Raw genomic sequence first — 17,207 nt, forward strand, 5'->3', positions numbered from 1 at the left:
GGCACCTATAGGAAATTCCGGCACACCATCCGCCGGTGGCCCGGTCCTGGCGGCTAGCGTGAGGCCATGAACCTCCCGCCCGGCAGGCTGCGACGTTGGATCAGCGACATCACCGTGTGGACGGGCACCGGGCCCGGCGATCGGCTCGTGCGCGTCCCCGACGCCCGCACCGCGCTGGTCGTGCGCCGGACGCGGCAGGGCCGCTGCGACCTGCTGGTGGCCGGGCCGCGTACGCGTGCCACGTACAACACCGGCAAGGACCTCCCGTTCAGCCTCCGGCTCCGGCTCCGGCCCGGCGCCGCCCTGCCGCTGCTCGGTGTGGGAGCGGGCGAGCTGGTCGACCGCGTGGTCGGCATCGGCGAGCTGTGGCCCGGCTCGGACGACCTCGTGCTCCGACTGTTCGAGGCGGGGACCGACGCGGAGCTCGTACTGAAGCATCTGGAGTCGGCGCTGCTGACCCGGATCGCCGCCCGAACTCCGGCGGACCTGGCGCGGAGCGAGCTGGTACGTGCCGCCGCCGTGGCCCTGACCCGCCCTTCCGGCCAGGGACGGGAGCCGGTGCCCGCCATCGCGCGGCAGCTGGCCGTCAGCGAGCGTCATCTGCGCGGCCTGTTCGCCGACGACATCGGGCTCCCGCCCAAGCGTTTCGAACGCATCATGCGCGTCCGCAGAGTGCTCGCGAACGGCCGTGCCTCCGGCTGGGCGGCGGCCGGCTACTACGACCAGTCGCACATGACGGCCGAGTTCCGCGCCATGATGGGCGTGACTCCCGGTGCCTTCTTCGCGGGCCGCCTCCCGACGCTTCAGCCTTGCTAAACTGGCAGTTAGTTCGTTTTCCGAATCAAGCAGAGGGTCGGCGGCATGGTCAAGCCAACGGGTGAGCACATGGGAGTCGTCTCCGCGCTGGTGCGCGCCTCCTTCCTGGTGAGCGCCGTGTACGCCGACTCGGCACGCGAGTACGGGATCACCTCGCAGCAGGGTCAGCTGCTGTGCGTGCTGATGGCGCAGCCGTACGGGATGAGCGAGCTGGGCGGGATCCTGCGCCTGGCCAAGTCCAGCCTCACCGAGCTGGTCGACCGCAGCGCCCAGCGCGGCCTGGTGCGCCGCGAGCCGGACCCGCGCGACGGGCGCGCCGTGCGGGTGACGCTCACCGAGCGGGGCGGCGAGGTGGCCGAGGCCTTCTACACCGAGACGTGCCGCCGGATCGACCGGCTGCCCTCGGGCCTGGACGCGGACGAGCGCGCCGCGCTGGCCGGGCTGCTGGGGCGCGTGGTCGAGGAGAACCAGGTCCCGGTGGTCTTCCTGGAGCCGGCCGGCGCCTCCTCCCCCAAGCGCTGACCCGTACGGCGCCGGCCGTGGCGGTCTTATGGGGCCTGGGCGGCCCACCCGCTGACCTGGGGCGGAGCTGAAAGTTTCAGCGCCGACGTGCGCGGATGCCGCCGGAGCGGGCGCGGCGCTGGCCTGCCCGACCGGCCGGTCCTATGGTGAGGCGGCCATGTCCCGTGTCCTCGCCCTCCTGGCCGGGCTGTGCCTGGCACTCGCGCTCCCGCCCGCCCCCGTGGCGGCGCGGGCCACACCCGTCACAGGGTCTGTCGCCGCTCCCCCCGTGCCGGTCGCCGCTCCCGTCACAGGGTCTGTCGCCGCTCCCGTCACCGTGCCGGTCGGCGCCCAGTTCACCGACACGTCGGGCAACCTGCTGCACGCCCACGGCGGCGGCGTGATCAAGGTCGGCTCGTACTACTACTGGTTCGGGGAGAACCGCAACGCCGACGGCACCTTCCGCTACGTCTCCGCCTACCGCTCGGCCGACCTGCGCACCTGGGAGTTCCGCAACCACGTGCTCACCCAGTCGAGCGCCGCCGAGCTGCAGGTGGCCAACATCGAGCGCCCGAAGGTCGTCTACAACGCCTCGACCGGCCAGTTCGTCATGTGGATGCACAAGGAGAACGGCCGCGACTACGGCGAGGCGCGGGCGGCCGTCGCGGTCTCGAACACGGTGGACGGCGCCTACACCTACCTGCGCAGCTTCCGCCCGCTCGGCCACATGTCGCGCGACATCACCGCGTTCGTCGACACCGACGGCGCGGCGTACATGATCTCGGCCGCGAACGAGAACTACGACCTGCACGTGTACCGGCTGACCGCCGACTACACCGACGTGGCCGCGCTCGCGCGGATGTGGGCCGGCGACCACCGGGAGGCGCCGGCGATGTTCAAGCGCAACGGCGTGTACTTCATGCTGACCTCCGCCGCGACCGGCTGGCAGCCCAACCAGGCCCAGTACGCCACCGCCACCAGCATCACCGGCACGTGGAGCGCCTGGCAGAACGTGGGCGACGCCACCACGTTCGGCTCTCAGCCGGCGTACGTGCTGCCGGTGCAGGGCACCTCCGGCACGTCGTACCTGTACCTGGGCGACCGGTGGGCCGGCGCGTGGGGCGGCCCCGTCAACGACTCCCGCTACGTGTGGCTGCCGATCCAGTTCCCGAGCGGCACGTCCATGAGCCTGGCCTACGCCCGGCAGCTCACCGTCGACGCCGCCACCGGCACGATCACCACGACCGGCACCGGCTACGACCGGCTGGCGGTACGCCATTCCGGCAAGTGCGCCGACGTGCGCAACGCCTCCACCGCCAACGCGGCCGCCGTCATCCAGTACTCCTGCGGCGGCGGCGCCAACCAGCAGTGGCGCGTCCAGTCGATCAGCGGCGGCTACGTGCAGATCGTGGCCCGCCACTCCGGCAAGTGCCTGGACGTCAACAGCGGCTCCACCGCCGACGGGGCCGCCGTCCAGCAGTACAGCTGCGGCACCGGCACCAACCAGCAGTGGACGCTGCAGGACGCGGGCGGCGGCTACCTGCGGCTGGTGGCCAGGCACTCGGGCAAGTGCGCCGACCTGCCCTCCTCGTCGCAGGCCGACGACGTCCAGTTCAAGCAGTACGCGTGCAACGGTGGCCAGAACCAGCAGTTCACCCGCACCCAGCTGTGAGCCCTTCGCGTTCCCTCAGCGCGCGCTCTCGTAGTGGCGCAGGAACAGCTCCTCCAGCGTCGGCGGCCGGCTGACCAGGCTGCGCACGCCCGCCTCCGCGAGCCGCCGCAGCGCCGGGTCCAGCGCCGGGTTGTCCACCGTGAACCGCACCCGCCCGTCACCGGTGGTGAGGTCGTGCACGCCGGGCAGCTCGGCCAGCCCGTCCGGCGGCCCCGCCAGCTCCGCCTCGATCGACGTGCGCGTCAGGTGCCGCAGCTCCGCCAGCGTGCCCGTCTCGACCGTCCGGCCGTCACGGACGATCGTCAGCCGGTCGCACAGCGCCTCCACCTCGGCCAGGATGTGGCTCGACAGCAGCACCGTACGCCCCGACTCCTTGACGCACTCGCGGAACACCTCCTCCATCAACGGGTCCAGCCCGGAGGTGGGCTCGTCCAGGATCAGCAGCTCGACGTCCGAGGCCAGCGCCGCCACGAGGGCCACCTTCTGCCGGTTGCCCTTGGAGTACGTGCGGGCCTTCTTGCGCGGGTCCAGATCGAACCGCTCCAGCAGCTCCGCCTTGCGCCGCTCGTTCAGGCCGCCGCGTAACCGCCCGAGCAGGTCGATCGCCTCGCCGCCCGACAGGTTGGGCCACAAGGTCACATCGCCCGGCACGTACGCCAGCCGCCGGTGCAGCTCGGTCGCCTCCGACCACGGATCGCCGCCCAGCAGCCGGGCGGTGCCCCCGTCGGGCCGTACCATGCCCAGCAGGATCCGGATGGTCGTGCTCTTCCCCGCTCCGTTGGGCCCCAGGAACCCGTGGACCTCGCCGGTGCGCACGGTGAGATCGAGGCCGTCCAGTGCCCTGGTCGACCCGAACGTCTTCGTCAACCCCTGCACGGCGATGGCGTCAGCCATGGCGATGCTCCTTCACGTGTTCCGGCCCCGATCGAGGGCCTTTCTGGCCTCCGCGGCCTCTTCGAGGCTGAGCAGAGGGTGGGAGTAGACGTCGAGCATCACCCGCATCAGCTTGGCCTGCCCCTCCGGGCTGGTCAGGTCGGCGCCCAGGCCGCGTTCGACGTGCCGGCGCAGGACCGTGACCGACAGCGCCATCGCGGCGATCAACGCCGAACGGGAGCGCGCGTCGACGTCGGGCGGGTCGGTGCGGCTCTTGTCGGCCTCCGCGATCCACCGCTCGCCGATGTCGACCATCTCGTCGAACAGCGGCGCCGCCCAGCCCTCCGTCAGCGCCCGCGCCAGGTAGGGCTGGTAGGGCCCCATGACCGCCACCGGGTTGAGGCCGGCCCGCGGGTCGCGCGCGGCGTCCTCGTGCAACTTGTGGATGATCTTCACCAGGTGCTCGTCGCACGCCTCGCGCAGCGCCTCCTTCGAGCCGAAGTGGTGACGCACCAGGCCCAGGGAGACTCCCGCGGTCTCGGCGATCCCGCGGATCGTCGCCCGCTCGAAGCCGTACTCACCGATATGCCGCATCGCCGCGTCCCTGATCCGCGCACGCGCGGTGAGGTCCTCCGGATCCGGTACGGTCGTCATCCCATTCCTCTGTATAGCCAACTGTTCACACGAAAAGCAGACTATACCGATGTATAGTCACGGCGCAACGCGGGGCGGCCGCTGCGCAGAAGGCGGTGGCCCGCGCCCCGACTACGCACATCGGCCTGTCCCGTTCTACGCTCCATGACGACGATTGGAGCCACCGCCGTGCCACAGACCGACCTCCCGACGGCCACCGCGCCCCTGCGCCTGACCACCGCCATCCGCCCCTACGACTGGGGCTCGGTCACGGCGCTCCCCCACCTGTTCGGCACCGAGCCCACCGGCAAGCCGCAGGCCGAGCTCTGGATGGGCGCCCACCCCGGCGACCCCTCCACCGTCGCCGGCACTCCGCTGAACGAGCTCATCGCCCACGACCCCGCCGCCACCCTCGGCGAGCCCACCGCCGCCCGCTTCGGCCCCGCCCTCCCCTACCTGCTCAAGATCCTGGCCATCGAACGCCCCCTCTCCCTCCAGGTTCACCCCACGACCGCGCAGGCCGAGGCGGGGTTCGCCGACGAGAACGCGCGCGGCGTCCCCATCGACGACCCGGCCCGCACGTACAAGGACGCCTCGCACAAGCCCGAGATGGTCTGCGCGCTCACCCCGTTCCACGGCCTGTGCGGCTTCCGCGACCCCGCCGCCACCGCCGGCCTCCTCGACCGCCTGGCCCTGCCGGACCTCCGCCCCTGGACCGACCTGCTCAGAGCGGGCGGCCTCCGGGAGGTGTTCGCGCAGATGCTCGACGACGCCAACCGGCCGCTGCGCGCCCAGGTGGAGCAGGCCCTGCTTGCCGTGGACGGCGACCCCGACCTGGCCGTGTACGGCGACATCGCCCGCGCCTGCCCCGGCGACGCCGGCGTCACCGCCGCCCTCCTGCTCCACCACGTCAACCTGCGCCCCGGCCAGGCCCTCTACCTCGGCGCCGGAGTCCCCCACGCCTACCTCGGCGGCATCGGCGTCGAGATCATGGCCAACTCCGACAACGTGCTGCGCTGCGGCCTCACCACCAAGCACATCGACGTGCCGGAGCTCATGCGCGTCGTGGACTTCACGCCCTCGGAGCCGCACCGGGTGCGGCCCGAGGAGGACGTACGGGGTGAGCACCACTACCGGCCGCCGGCCCCGGAGTTCGCCCTTGCGCGCTATGACCTGGAGACCCCCCACTCGCTGGCCGGGGGCGTCCCCCAGATCGTCGTCTGCGTCGACGGGGAGGCACACCTCGAAGAGCTGACCCTGCGGCCGGGCGAGTCGGCGTTCGTCCCGGCGGCCGTCCCGTCGGTGCGGCTCTCCGGCAAGGGAACGGCGTACTGCGCCTCGCCGGGCGCCTTTACAATGTAGATCTATACGCACGGACGTTTCGCCGCCGGCTTGAACGTCGCGTTCCTAGGCTCCCTGGCATGAATCCCGTGACCACTGCCACCCATGTGACCATCGAGCCGAGCATCCTGTACTTCGGGACGCCGGTCGTCCTGCTCTCCACGGAGAACCCGGACGGGACCTTCAACCTCGCCCCGATGTCCTCCGCCTGGGCACTGGGCCATGTGATCGTGCTCGGAGTGGGCGCCGAGGGGCAGACCGCGCGCAACCTCATAAGCCGCCCCGAGGTGGTGATCAACCTGCCCGCTCCCCACCAGTGGGCGGCGGTCGAGCGCCTGGCCTCGCTCACGGGCCGTCATCCGGTGCCGGCCGGCAAGCCGGCGGGCTGCCGTTACGAGCCCGACAAGTTCGGCGCCGCCGGATTGCGGCCCGCGCCGTCCGAGACGGTACGGCCCCCGCGCGTGGCCGAATGCCCGATCCAGTTCGAGGCGCGGGCGGAGCGGGTGCGGCGGGACGTCTCGGGGTCGTTCGTGATCGCCGAGGCCGTCGTGGGGAAGGTGCACGCGGACCCGCGCATCGTCGTGCCCGGCACGCACCACGTGGATCCGGGCGCGTGGAGCCCGCTGATCTACAGCTTCCGCCACTACTTCGGCCTCGGCCCCGAACTCGGCCACTCCTACCGCAGCCAGACGCCCCGCACCCGGTAGCGGCTCAGCGAGGGTCGCCGGGCAGCCGCCTCACCTTGAGCACGTTGTCGGTGCGGGTGCCCGGGTGGCCGTCGGGAGAGTTCTGGGTGTGCTCGTACTCCTCGCTGACCAGCACCTCCCACTCCCCCTCCGGCAGTGCGAGAGCGTCGAGGACGTCCTGCGGCGTGGGGAAGTCCGCCTCGAAGGGCGGGTTCTCCACCCAGGACGCCCAGCCCCCGTGCCCGACCACCAGCAGCACCCCGCCGGGGGCGACGGCCGACGCGGCGGCGCGCAGGATCGCCTCGCGCGGCAGGTCACGGGGAGAGTGCAGGAAGCAGGCGGAGACGAGGTCGTACGTGCCCTCGGGGAAGGACGCGGACAGGTCGTGCCGCTGCCAGTCGATGCGGTCGGCCACCCCCGCGCCCGTGGCGTGCTCGGCGGCGCGTTCGAGCGCCACGCCGGAGACGTCGGCCGCGGTGACGCGCCATCCCCGGCCGGCGAGCCAGATCGCGTCGGCGCCCTCGCCGCACCCGAGGTCCAGCGCCGTGCCGGGCTCCAGGTCCGTGACCTCGCGCACCAGCATGACGTTGGGGTTGCCGCTCCACATCTGCGCGCTCTGGCCGTAACGAGCGTCCCAGTACGCCTCGTCGGACTCGTGCTCCTGCGCGCCGTGGGCCCAGGCCCGGGCGGCGACCGCGCGCCGGGTCTCCTCGGCGATCAGGTCGGCGTTGATCGCCGCCGCCGCCCGCACGCCCGCCGCCGCGGCGCCGATGACCTGCTCGGTCAGGCCGGTCACGTTCCCCGCCACCCACACCCCCGGCACGCTCGTGGCGCCCGAGGGGTCGGCGGGCACGCGGGTGCCGATCACGTACCCGGACATCTCCTGCTCCTCCGTCTCCAGTCCCAGCCCCGCGAGCAGGCCCGCGCGGGCGGTGAGACGGCTGGCGGCGGCCAGGGCCCGGCACGCGACCACCCGCCCGTCGGCGAGCCGCACCCCGGCGAGCCGGTCGTCCGTCACCTCCAGGCCCGTCACCTTCCCCTCCACCACGGCGACGCCCCTGGCGGCGAGCTGCTCGCGCTGCTGCGCGTCGAGGTCGGGCGCGGTGTGCAGGAAGAGGGTCACGTTCTCGCTCCACTGCCGCCACAGCAGTGCCTGGTGAACGGAGAGCGGACTCGTGCCCAGGACCCCGATGGCCTGGTCGCGCACCTCCCAGCCGTGGCAGTACGGGCAGTGCAGCACGTCCCGTCCCCACCGCTCGGCCAGGTCCGGCACGTCCGGCAGCTCGTCGACCAGGCCGGTGGTGACCAGCAGCCGGCCCGCCTCGACCGCGGAGCCGTCGTCGAGCAGGACGCGGAAACCCCCTCCGTCCAGGCGTTCGGCGCTCTCGACGGTGCCCGTCACGATCTCCCCGCCGTACCCGGTCACCTCCTCCCGGCCCGCGGCCAGCAGCTCCAGCGGCGGGACGCCCTCGCGCCCCAGGTACGTGTGCACGCCCTCGGCGGGCGCGTTGCGTGGCCGCCCCGCGTCGATGACCAGCACCTTGCGCCGCGCCCTGCCCAGCGTGAGCGCCCCGCTGAGCCCGGCGGCCCCGCCACCGACGACCACCACGTCGTACTTCGCGTCCATCACGCGTCTCCTCTCGGTCGTTGCGACTGCGCCAACTGTCCGCGATCAGCCGACGGGTTGACAAATAACCTTGCCGAAATGGCAAAGTAGGCGCATGGACCTCGACGATGTGCTCCAGTCCGTCGGCCCGCGGCTCCGGGCGCTGCGCCAGGAGCGCGGGGCGACGCTGACACAACTGTCCGGGAGCACCGGCATCTCCGTCAGCACCCTGTCCCGGCTGGAGTCCGGCCAGCGCAGACCGACCCTGGAGCTGCTCCTGCTGCTGGCCCGCGCCCATCAGGTGCAGCTCGACGAGCTGATCGACGCCCCGGTGACCGGCGATCCGCGCGTGCACATGCGCCCGTTCAAACGGCACGGCACGACGTACATCCAGCTGAGCCGCCGGCCCGGCGGGATGCAGGCGTACAAGCAGATCTACCCGCCGCGCTGGCCGGGGTTCGAGCCCGAGCAGCGGGTCCACGAGGGTTACGAGTGGCTGTACGTGCTGGCCGGGCGGCTACGGCTGCGCCTCGGGGAGCACGATGTGATCCTCACGCCGGGCGAGGTCGCGGAGTTCGACACGAGGACGCCGCACGCGTTCAGCAATCCCGGCGAGGAGCCGACGGAGGTCCTGGCGCTGTTCGGGCCGCAGGGCGAGCGCATGCACGTCCGCGCCCGCCCCGCCGCCCGCTGACCACGCGGCAGTCTCCCTCGGGGAAGGTTTGGTGGTGGGGGCAGGTGGCAGTCGGGTGCATGATGAAGCGCGTGATCGAGTCGGTGAAGCGGTGGGTGCGCGGGCACCGGCCGGACGGCAATCCGCTGCGGCGGCGCTCCGACCGCCTGGAGAGCGCCGCGCTGGCGGTGGCGGTGCTGATCGTCCTGCTCAGCGTGTGGCCGGCGGTCCTGGCGGGGCGGGAGGCGTACGAGGAGGCGGAGCATGCGGCCGCCGCGCGCCGGAGGGTGGAGGCGACGTTGCTGGCGGACGCGCCGGTCACGCGCCTGTCGTTCGGGGAGGTCTCCCGCGGCGGGCTGACCTCCGCCCGGTGGACGGCGCCCTCCGGGCTGGAGCGTACCGGGCAGGTGCCGGCTCCGTCCCTGGCCAAGGCGGGCGCGAAGGTGCGGATCTGGGTCGGTCCCGATGGCCGGCGGGTCGCCGCGCCGCCGAGCCAAGCGGAGCTCCGGGTCACCGCCGCGGTGACGGCGCTGCTGGTCGTGGCCGTGGCGGCGGCGCTCGTGCTGCTGGCGTTCACCGGGTTCCGCCGGGTGCTCGACCGAGGCCGGTACCGTGCCTGGGAGGCCGCCTGGGCGCTGTCCGGCGAGCGGTGGCGGCGGCCGCGCCCGTCGTAGGCCGGCTCTGTCCCATACCGAAATCGCATAGGCGGTCATGCGCCAGGTCAACGGCCCGCCCAGCTCACCGGCCAGATCCGTGCCGATCGACCGCATTTGCGAGCGTCTATGGTGAAACGGAGTCACGTGTTCGCCCGCTTGATGGACGGGGTGCGGGCGCGGGGCGCCCTGTTCGGCCGGGCGGTGCTGGAGCCGCCGTGGTCGCCGCGGGCGCCCCGCTGGCTCTCCTCGCTTACGCGTCCGTGCCGAAGCCGTCGAGGGCCTGGCGCTCCTCGAGGGTCTGCAGCTCCTGGAAGAGCGTGATGTGCAGGCCCGCGGGCGCGTCCAGCCGCGAGTTCAGCGACTCCCAGGGCGTGACCGTGGGCGGCGCCACCTCCGCCGCGCCCGCCGACACCAGCCGCTCGGTGGTGCCGCGCGCGTCGTCCACCTCGAACGCCACCCGGATCTTCGGCGCCACCTGACGCCCCACCTCGACCTCGTCGATCATCTTCTTCTGCGCCGGGTTCGCGATCTCCAGCGTGGCCCGCCCGGCGTCCAGGATCACCACCCGCGCGCCGTCACCGCCGGAGAACGCGGCCTGCTCGGGCAGGCCCAGCACGTCGCGGTAGAAGGCGACCGCGGCCTCGTAGTCGTCGGCCTCCACGACCAGCCGGAGCTGGCGGACCGGGCGGTCTTCGTCGGGCGTGCTCATGGGATCTCCTCCAAGGGGACAAACGACGTTCATTCCCCCGCTCCAACCCGCCGGCGCCGGCCTTTCATCCCCGCCCGTAACGGTCTTCGGCCCGCCAGAAGTACCAGAAACCAGCGAGCAGCGCGAAAACCGCCCAGAACACGCAGGACACCCACACCGTCCGCGGCGGGTCGTGGCTGCCGATGAGGAGGTCGCGCATCCATTCGATGTAGGAGGCCGCCGGGTTCAGGTACATCACCGTGGCCACCCATTCCGGCAGTCCCGCGCCGTTGACGACCTTGTCGTGGATGGCGAAGAACACCCCGGACGCGTACAGCCACGTGCGCATGATGAACGGCAGCAACTGGTTCAGGTCGCGCATCGAGGCGCCCAGCCTGGCGAGCACCAGCCCGGCCCCGATGTTGAACGACGTCTGCAGCACCAGCACGACGGGTGCCATCAGCCAGAACCACGTGAGCGGCTCCCCGGTGAGCAGCACGATCAGCAGCAGCACGCCCATGGAGATGGCCAGCTGCTGCAGCTCCTGGATCGTGTACGCCAGCGGCAGCGACGCCCGCGGGAAGTGCAGGGCGCGGATCAGCGACAGGTTGCCGGAGATCGACTTGGCGCCCGCGGTGACGGTCCGCTGCGTGTACGTGAAGACGAACATCCCGGTGAGCAGGAACGCCGGGTAGTTGTCGACGTTCTTGCTGCCGCCCAGGATGAGCCCGAACATCACGTAGTAGATGGCCGCGTTCAGCAGCGGGGTGAGGACCTGCCACAGCTGCCCCAGGGCCGAACCCGAGTACTTCGAGACGTTGCGCGAGGTCGCGTACGTCAGGATGAAGTGCCGCCGCTCCCACAGCCGGCGCACGTACACGGGGAGCCCGGGCCGCGCGATGGCGGGGCGCAGCCCGTGCCTCCTGGCGAGCTCGGCCAGCGACCCGCTCTCCGGCGCGGCGTTCTCCAGTTCGCTCATGCGCACCTCATCGGTGTCTCATAGGGGCGCCGTCAGGGCATCGCGAGGGTCACGCCCGTCACGGCGAAGCGTTCGACGGCCGCCAGGTGGCCGCCGGTGGAGGCCACGACGCTGAGCGTCCGTCCCGGCGTGGCCGTGAACGAGACCCGGGCCGACCACGGCGAGCCGCTGCCACCGGCGCTCACGCAGCACTTCTGCCCCACCGGCGCGGCCGAGCCGGGCTGCCTCACCTGGACCCTGATGCTCTCGTCCACGCCCGAGATCCGCCCTCCCACGGTCAGCGGGGAGCGGACGGCGGCGCCGTACGCGGGCCTGGTGAGCGAGAGTGTGGTGTCGTCGGTGCCGACCACCTCCCAGGGGGCGTCCCCGCCCGAGCCGTACCTGACCAGGTGCACGACGGCCGCCACCGGCGGTCGCGAGCCCTCCTCGCCGCGGTAGGCGACGTGCACCCGCGCGTGGGCGCCCTGGGTGACCGTCCTGGCGACCCGGTCGATCCCGGTGAAGCCGAGGTAGTCGCGGGTGAAGGCGAGCGCGGTACGGCGGGCGTCGAGGTGCCACGCCCCGCGGCCGTCCTTGCGGTACGCGCCTCGCCACGCCGCCACCTCGTCCGGGCCGGAGAACGGCCAGAGCGGCTGGTAGCGGCCGGCGACCAGGCCGTCGCGGGGACGGGACGCGCCGGTCGATCCGGTCGGCGAGGCGGTGGGGCCGGTCACGCTCGACGCGGGGACGGCCGTCCGGGTGGTGGTCGTGGCTCGCTGCGCTCCGGCGCTCCCGCAGCCGGCGGCGGCGAGCCCGAGCACGACCAGCACCGGCAGGACGTGCCGGGCAAGGGGTTTCACAGGGCTTCCTCCTGACAGTGACGATCATGCCCGTCGCGTATGGAAGGTACCCCACCGAGCCCCGTCCTGACCTGGCCTTTCCGCCACTGGTTGATCTCCGACGGCGGCTAGCCGCCGTGGATGCGGCGGCCCGCGATCTGCTGCGGGACGATCCGGATGTAGAGGCGGCGCTCGCCGCCCACCCACGGCGTGACGTCGGCGCCGGCCACCTCGGCCATCTCGTCCGGCGCCACATGGTGGGCGGGCCCCTGCACCAGGACGCTCCACCCTTCGCGGTTGGTCTCGTCGATCCGGTCGACCTCGAAGGAGATCTTGATGTCCACGCCTTCCAGTCCCGTACGGAGATCGCGGTCCATCGAGCCGCCCGAGGCCGTGCGGAAGACGATCGCGCCGCGGTGCATCGTGTAGTTGACGGGCAGCACCGCCGTCCCCTGGGAGCCCTGGAACGCCACCCGCCCGATCCCGCCCGGCTCGATCAGCCGCAGGCACTCCTCCCGGTCCAGCTCCTCCAGCGTCGGGTTGGCCATGGCGGGCCCGCGTCCGGGCGGCCGGTCCCGATCGCCGCCCAGCAGCTCGTGCACCGTGGTCCGCAGGGCGTCGGCCAGGCGGTAGAGGGCTCCGGTGTCGAGGATGTCGGGGTTCTCCTCCAGGTAGCGGAGGTAGCCCGGCGACATGGCCGCGTGCTCGGCGACCTGCTCGCGGGTCAGGCCGAGGCGTTCGCGGCAATGGATGATGCGGCGTCCGAGATCTCCTGTGCCGGTCATGATGGCCTCTCCTCGCGCATGGGTACGGCGCCCGGTGCGGTTCGACCGGAGCCCGTCCGGACGCGGGCGTCCAGGCGGGTGCCCACACCCCGGACGCTGCCCACACAGCCGTCCAGGCGGGTGCCCACACCCTGGACGCTACCCACGTACGCCCCGGCCAGCCCTCGCCTGACCAGGGCGAACGCCTCGACCGGCGGCGGCGCCGCACCGCTAGAGGCGGGTCCCGATGACCGCCGTGGCGTCCAGCTCCTCCGAGTGCGCCACGCGAGCGGCCAGTCCCGCGGCCGCGACGGCCTCGGCGGTCGCGGCCGCCTGCCGCTCGCCGGTCTCGACCAGCAGGTGGCCGCCGGGAGCGAGCCACCGCGGCGCTCCGGCGATCACCCGCCGTACGACGTCGAGCCCGTCGCCCCCGCCGTCGAGCGCGACGAGCGGCTCGTGCAGCCGGGCATCGGCGGGCAGCAGCGCGACCGACGCGGAGGGAACGTACGGGGGGCTCGCGATCAGGATGTCCACCCGGCCCCGCAGCGTGGCGGGCAGCGGCTCGTACAGATCGCCCTCGTGGACGTGACCGGCGGTGAGGTTGCGCTGGGCGCAGCGCACGGCGGCGGGGTCGAGGTCGGAGGCGTGCAGCTCGGCCCGCTCGAGCTCCGCGGCGAGCGCCGCCCCCATCGCGCCGCTGCCGCAGCACAGGTCGAGGACGACCGGCGTCGCGACGACCCGGCGGGCCAGCGCGACGGCCTGCCGGATGAGGAACTCGGTGCGCGGCCTGGGCACGAACACCCCGGGCTCCACGACCACCCGCAGCCCGCAGAACTCGGCCCAGCCGAGGACGTGCTGGAGGGGCTCGCCGGCCACGCGCCGCTCGACCATGGCGGCGAGCTCCTCAGGGGTGGCGGCGGTGGAGACGAGCAACTGGGCCTCGTCCTCGGCGAACACGCAGCCGGCGGCGCGCAGCCTGGTGACGAGCGTGTCGAATGCGGCGGTCACATCGTCCCCTGGCGGCCGGGGCCCGGCACGGCGACGACCTCACGGGGGTCGGCGAGCTCGCCGCACTCGGCGCACTCGAGCTTCTGCTCGACCGCTCCGCCGCACGAGGAGTGGCGGAACAGGGCCGGCGGCCCTTGCGGCGCCGCCCAGCGGTCGCCCCAGGCGGTCAGGGCCAGGATGACCGGGAGCAGGTCGGCCGCCTTGTCGGTGGGCAGGTACTCGTAATGGTCGGCGTGGCCGCCGTAGGGCCGGCGCCGGAGAACATCCTCCCTGACCAGGTGGTCGAGCCTGGCGGACAGCACGTTCCTGGCGATGCCGAGGCCGGCCAGGAACTCGCTGAACGTCTTGATGTCACGCAGGAGCACATCGCGCAGGATCAGCAGGGTCCACCGCTCTCCGACGAGCTCCAGGGTGCGGGCGGCGGAGCAGTTCTGCCCCTCGTAGGTTCGGCCGAGCATGGCCTCATCCTAGTGGTTGCGTGATAGGACCAACCCTCGTAGATTCGTGGTCCTATCAAGCAACCACGAGCGAGCGGAGCAGCGACATGACCGTCGGCGACGGGATCTGCGCCATCAAGCGCACGCAGGCCCAGGACTGGGACGCGGCCGCGCAGGGCCTGGAGGGATTCGTGGACGACCTGGAGGCCGCCCTGTCGTCGGCCACCGGGCGGCTCATCGAGCTGGCGGCCTTACGCCCCGGTCAGCGCGTCCTCGACCTCGGCACCGGCTACGGGGAGCCCGCGCTCTCGGTGCTCCCGCTGCTGCGGCCCGGCGGCCACGTGACCGGCATCGACCTGTCCGACGAGATGATCGAGCTGGCCCGCGATCGCGCCGGCGGCGAGCCGGACGTGGAGTTCCGCGCCGGCGACTTCGACAGCCTCGACCTGCCGGACGCGTCGGCGGACGCCGTCCTGGCCCGTTTCTCCCTGATGTTCGCTCCCGAGCCGGTCCGCACCTTCACGGAGATCCGGCGCGTCCTGGCCCCGGGAGGGGTGCTGGCCGCGACCGTGTGGGCCGCTCCCCAGCTCAACGGCTTCGCCACCGGCACCTTGGCCATCGCCCGCGCCCTCGGCGCCACCCCGCCGCCCGGCGCGCCCGGCCCCTTCGCCATGGCGGACCTGGACACGCTGATAGGGCAGCTGCGCGAGGCGGGGTTCGCCGGCGTCAGCAGCGAGGAGCTGGTGGTCCCGTTCAGAATCGCCGGACTCGACCGCTACGTACAGATCACCCTGGCCGTCACGGCGCCCCGGCTGCTCGCCGCGGCCCGGCAGCGCCTCGGCTCCGAGGCCGCGGTCACCGACCTGATCAGCAGCGCCGCCCGGCCCCATCTCGACGGCGACGGCACCGTCGTGCTCCCCTCGACCGCCTTCTGCGTACGGGCCGTCGCGACGGCATGGCGCTAGGGTCTGGATCATCACCCTGCGACCTCAGGAGAGCGGCATGAGCATCACCCCGTACACCGTGACCGATCCCGTCGCCGAGCACGGCGAGGGGCCCGTGTGGTCGAGCCGCTGGGGCGGGCTGCGCTGGGTGGACATGCTGGCCGGTGACGTGCTCGCACTCGACGCCCAGGGCGGGGTGCGCCGCCGCCACGTGGGCAAGGTGGCCGCCGTGGTGCGGCCGCGCGTGTCGGATGGCTACGTGGTGGCGGCCGAGCGCGAGCTGCTGCTGTCGGACGCCGACGACCTGGACGCCCCGCTGCGCTCGCTGGGCGAGTCCTGGAGCGATCCCACCGTCCGGATGAACGACGGCGGCTGCGACCCCGACGGCCGCTTCTACATCGGCAGCATGGCCTACGACGAGGGCCCGGGCCGCGGGTCGCTCTACGTGGCCGAGCCCGGCGGCGCGCTGCGGGTGGTGCTGTCCGGCGTGACGATCTCGAACGGCTTCGACTTCAGCCCGGACGGCAGCCTGGCCTACTACGCCGACACCGCGACGGGCCGGGTGGACGTGCTCGACTACGACCCGGAGGGCGGGCTGAGCGGGCGCCGCCCGTTCGCCGTCGTCGATCCCGGGCACGGGCAGCCCGACGGGCTGACCGTCGACGCCGAGGGCGGGGTGTGGGTGGCGCTGTGGCAGGGCGGGGCCGTGCATCGCTATGACGCGAGCGGCCGGCTCGACGCCGTCGTCGACCTGCCCGTACGTAAGGTCACCGCCGTGACGTTCGGCGGTGAGAGCCTCGACCGGCTCTTCATCACCACCTCGGCCCTCGGCGTGGACCGCGCCGAGCAGCCGGACGCGGGCGCCGTCTTCGCCGCCGACCCCGGGGTGCGGGGCCGGCCGGTCCTGCCGGCCGCCATGTGACGGAGGCGCCGGCCTGCCTACCTAGAGATGCTAGGCTAAAAACTAGAAGCCCTAGGTTAGGAGGAGGTGCCCATGGCTCGTGCCGGGCTGACGGCGGACCGGGTGACCGAGGCGGCCGCGGAGCTGGCCGACGAGGTCGGGTTCGACAACATCACCGTGTCGGCGCTGGCACGCAGGTTCGGGGTGGCGGACGCGAGCCTCTACTCGCACGTCAAGAACCTCCAGGACCTGCGTACCCGCGTGGCCGTCCTGGCCGCGCGCGAGCTGGCCGACCAGCTCTCCGACGCGACGACGGGGCGGTCGGGCAAGGACTCGCTGACCGGGTTCGCCAACGCCTGGCGCGATTTCGCGCTGACCCGCCCCGGCCGCTACCGGGCCACCCAGCTGCCCGTCGGCCCGGACGTCGTGGCCGCGTCGCAGGGGCACCAGCGCATCATGTCCATCACGTACGCGCACCTGAGCGCGTACCGGCTGCCCGAGCCCGACCTGACCGACGCCATCCGCCTGCTGCGCAGCACGTACCAGGGCTTCTTCGAGCTGGAGGCGAGCGGCGGGTTCCAGCACGCGCGCAGCCTCCAGGCGTCCTGGACGAAGATCCTCGACGCGCTCGACAGCGCGCTGCGCCATTGGCAGGTCTCCGAACGACCCCCAGGGAACGACCATGAATCCGATCACTGAGCACGACATCCGCGCGTCCTTCGTCAACTGCTCCAAGGGCGAGGCCCGCAGGCTCAACCTCCCGCGCGACCTGGCCGAGTCGCCCTGGCCCGACCTCGACTTCCTGGGCTGGCGCGACCCGGGGGCGCCGGAGCGGGCCTACCTGGTGGCCGAGCGCGGCGGCGAGCTGGTCGGCGTGGCGCTGCGGCCGGCGCAGGAAGCGCGCAGGAGCTTCACCAAGTCCACCCTGTGCTCGGTCTGCGTGACGCCGCACGCGGGCACCGGCGTCGCCCTGTTCGCCGCGCCCAGGGTCGGCGCCGCCGGCCGCCAGGGCAACACGGTGGGCGCGTACATGTGCGCCGACCTGGCCTGCTCGCTCTACGTACGCGACAAGAAGCAGACGGAGCTGGGCACGCGGTTCGAGTCGCTCACGGTCGAGGAGCGCATCGCACGGGCGGCCGCGAACCTGGACGGCTTCCTGGAGCGCGTGCTCGACGGCGGCGTCGTGGGGTGACGTGAGGCGCCCGGACCCT

At 72.9% G+C, this 17,207-nt stretch carries 20 protein-coding genes; 11 read left to right on the plus strand and 9 right to left on the minus strand.

Annotated features, from left to right (window positions below):
* Positions 1-66: 66 nt before the first annotated feature.
* From AB0H84_RS25525 to AB0H84_RS25535, 3 genes are all read left to right on the plus strand, one after another.
* Complete coding sequence (locus AB0H84_RS25525; protein ID WP_357608851.1) at positions 67-816, plus strand: helix-turn-helix domain-containing protein; 750 nt, start codon at positions 67-69, stop codon at positions 814-816.
* A 45-nt stretch (positions 817-861) separates the two neighbouring features.
* Positions 862-1,338: a MarR family transcriptional regulator gene (locus AB0H84_RS25530; RefSeq protein ID WP_357608854.1), complete on the plus strand. Its 477-nt coding sequence runs from the start codon at positions 862-864 to the stop codon at positions 1,336-1,338.
* 157 nt (positions 1,339-1,495) lie between these two features.
* Positions 1,496-2,989 (plus strand): RICIN domain-containing protein, encoded by a 1,494-nt coding sequence (locus AB0H84_RS25535; protein ID WP_357608857.1) that lies wholly within the window; start codon positions 1,496-1,498, stop codon positions 2,987-2,989.
* Between the two features lie 15 nt (positions 2,990-3,004).
* Here AB0H84_RS25535 and AB0H84_RS25540 read toward each other — a convergent pair whose 3' ends face one another.
* Positions 3,005-3,883, minus strand: coding sequence for an ABC transporter ATP-binding protein (locus AB0H84_RS25540; RefSeq protein WP_357608859.1), 879 nt, complete (start codon positions 3,881-3,883; stop codon positions 3,005-3,007).
* A 12-nt stretch (positions 3,884-3,895) separates the two neighbouring features.
* On the minus strand, positions 3,896-4,516 hold the full coding sequence (locus AB0H84_RS25545) for a TetR family transcriptional regulator (RefSeq protein ID WP_357608860.1): 621 nt from the start codon (positions 4,514-4,516) through the stop codon (positions 3,896-3,898).
* A 144-nt stretch (positions 4,517-4,660) separates the two neighbouring features.
* Here AB0H84_RS25545 and manA point away from each other — a divergent pair, with 144 nt between their 5' ends.
* Positions 4,661-5,857, plus strand: coding sequence for a mannose-6-phosphate isomerase, class I (manA, locus tag AB0H84_RS25550; protein ID WP_357608863.1), 1,197 nt, complete (start codon positions 4,661-4,663; stop codon positions 5,855-5,857).
* A 59-nt stretch (positions 5,858-5,916) separates the two neighbouring features.
* Positions 5,917-6,543, plus strand: coding sequence for a flavin reductase family protein (locus AB0H84_RS25555; RefSeq protein WP_357608866.1), 627 nt, complete (start codon positions 5,917-5,919; stop codon positions 6,541-6,543).
* A 4-nt stretch (positions 6,544-6,547) separates the two neighbouring features.
* Here the strand turns inward: AB0H84_RS25555 and AB0H84_RS25560 are convergent, their stop codons facing one another.
* Positions 6,548-8,149: a bifunctional NAD(P)/FAD-dependent oxidoreductase/class I SAM-dependent methyltransferase gene (locus tag AB0H84_RS25560; protein ID WP_357608869.1), complete on the minus strand. Its 1,602-nt coding sequence runs from the start codon at positions 8,147-8,149 to the stop codon at positions 6,548-6,550.
* A gap of 94 nt (positions 8,150-8,243) precedes the next feature.
* On the opposite strand from AB0H84_RS25560, the gene AB0H84_RS25565 reads away from it, so the two are divergent.
* Together AB0H84_RS25565 and AB0H84_RS25570 are read left to right on the plus strand one after the other, a co-directional pair.
* A complete protein-coding gene (locus AB0H84_RS25565; RefSeq protein WP_357608872.1) occupies positions 8,244-8,822 on the plus strand; it encodes an XRE family transcriptional regulator in 579 nt (192 codons plus the stop codon).
* A gap of 71 nt (positions 8,823-8,893) precedes the next feature.
* Complete coding sequence (locus AB0H84_RS25570; protein ID WP_357608875.1) at positions 8,894-9,475, plus strand: hypothetical protein; 582 nt, start codon at positions 8,894-8,896, stop codon at positions 9,473-9,475.
* Positions 9,476-9,707: 232 nt separating this feature from the next.
* Here the strand turns inward: AB0H84_RS25570 and AB0H84_RS25575 are convergent, their stop codons facing one another.
* The 6 genes from AB0H84_RS25575 to AB0H84_RS25600 form a co-directional block, all read right to left on the minus strand.
* Entirely contained in the window at positions 9,708-10,166 is a 459-nt protein-coding gene (locus AB0H84_RS25575) for a VOC family protein (RefSeq protein ID WP_357608878.1), read from the minus strand.
* Between the two features lie 64 nt (positions 10,167-10,230).
* On the minus strand, positions 10,231-11,124 hold the full coding sequence (locus tag AB0H84_RS25580; protein ID WP_357608881.1) for an ABC transporter permease: 894 nt from the start codon (positions 11,122-11,124) through the stop codon (positions 10,231-10,233).
* A 32-nt stretch (positions 11,125-11,156) separates the two neighbouring features.
* Positions 11,157-11,963, minus strand: coding sequence for a hypothetical protein (locus AB0H84_RS25585; protein WP_357608884.1), 807 nt, complete (start codon positions 11,961-11,963; stop codon positions 11,157-11,159).
* A 107-nt stretch (positions 11,964-12,070) separates the two neighbouring features.
* Positions 12,071-12,727 carry a pyridoxamine 5'-phosphate oxidase family protein gene (locus AB0H84_RS25590; protein ID WP_357608886.1) on the minus strand — a complete coding sequence of 219 codons (657 nt, stop codon included), beginning with the start codon at positions 12,725-12,727 and terminating at the stop codon, positions 12,071-12,073.
* Positions 12,728-12,937: 210 nt separating this feature from the next.
* A complete protein-coding gene (locus AB0H84_RS25595) occupies positions 12,938-13,714 on the minus strand; it encodes a putative protein N(5)-glutamine methyltransferase (protein ID WP_357608889.1) in 777 nt (258 codons plus the stop codon).
* Positions 13,711-14,172 carry a helix-turn-helix domain-containing protein gene (locus AB0H84_RS25600; protein ID WP_357608892.1) on the minus strand — a complete coding sequence of 154 codons (462 nt, stop codon included), beginning with the start codon at positions 14,170-14,172 and terminating at the stop codon, positions 13,711-13,713. Before AB0H84_RS25600 ends, AB0H84_RS25595 begins: the two co-directional genes overlap by 4 nt.
* Positions 14,173-14,258: 86 nt before the next feature.
* Between AB0H84_RS25600 and AB0H84_RS25605 the strand changes: the two genes are divergently transcribed.
* From AB0H84_RS25605 to AB0H84_RS25620, 4 genes are all read left to right on the plus strand, one after another.
* A complete protein-coding gene (locus tag AB0H84_RS25605) occupies positions 14,259-15,116 on the plus strand; it encodes a class I SAM-dependent methyltransferase (RefSeq protein ID WP_357608895.1) in 858 nt (285 codons plus the stop codon).
* A 37-nt stretch (positions 15,117-15,153) separates the two neighbouring features.
* Complete coding sequence (locus AB0H84_RS25610) at positions 15,154-16,017, plus strand: SMP-30/gluconolactonase/LRE family protein (protein ID WP_357608897.1); 864 nt, start codon at positions 15,154-15,156, stop codon at positions 16,015-16,017.
* Between the two features lie 72 nt (positions 16,018-16,089).
* Positions 16,090-16,695 (plus strand): WHG domain-containing protein, encoded by a 606-nt coding sequence (locus AB0H84_RS25615; protein WP_357608899.1) that lies wholly within the window; start codon positions 16,090-16,092, stop codon positions 16,693-16,695.
* Positions 16,679-17,188, plus strand: a complete 510-nt coding sequence (locus AB0H84_RS25620) for an FBP domain-containing protein (RefSeq protein ID WP_357608902.1) — start codon at positions 16,679-16,681, stop codon at positions 17,186-17,188. Before AB0H84_RS25615 ends, AB0H84_RS25620 begins: the two co-directional genes overlap by 17 nt.
* The last annotated feature ends 19 nt before the right edge of the window (positions 17,189-17,207 follow it).

Origin of the sequence: Nonomuraea sp. NPDC050786, from assembly GCF_040654115.1 — a bacterium.
GTDB lineage: Bacteria > Actinomycetota > Actinomycetes > Streptosporangiales > Streptosporangiaceae > Nonomuraea.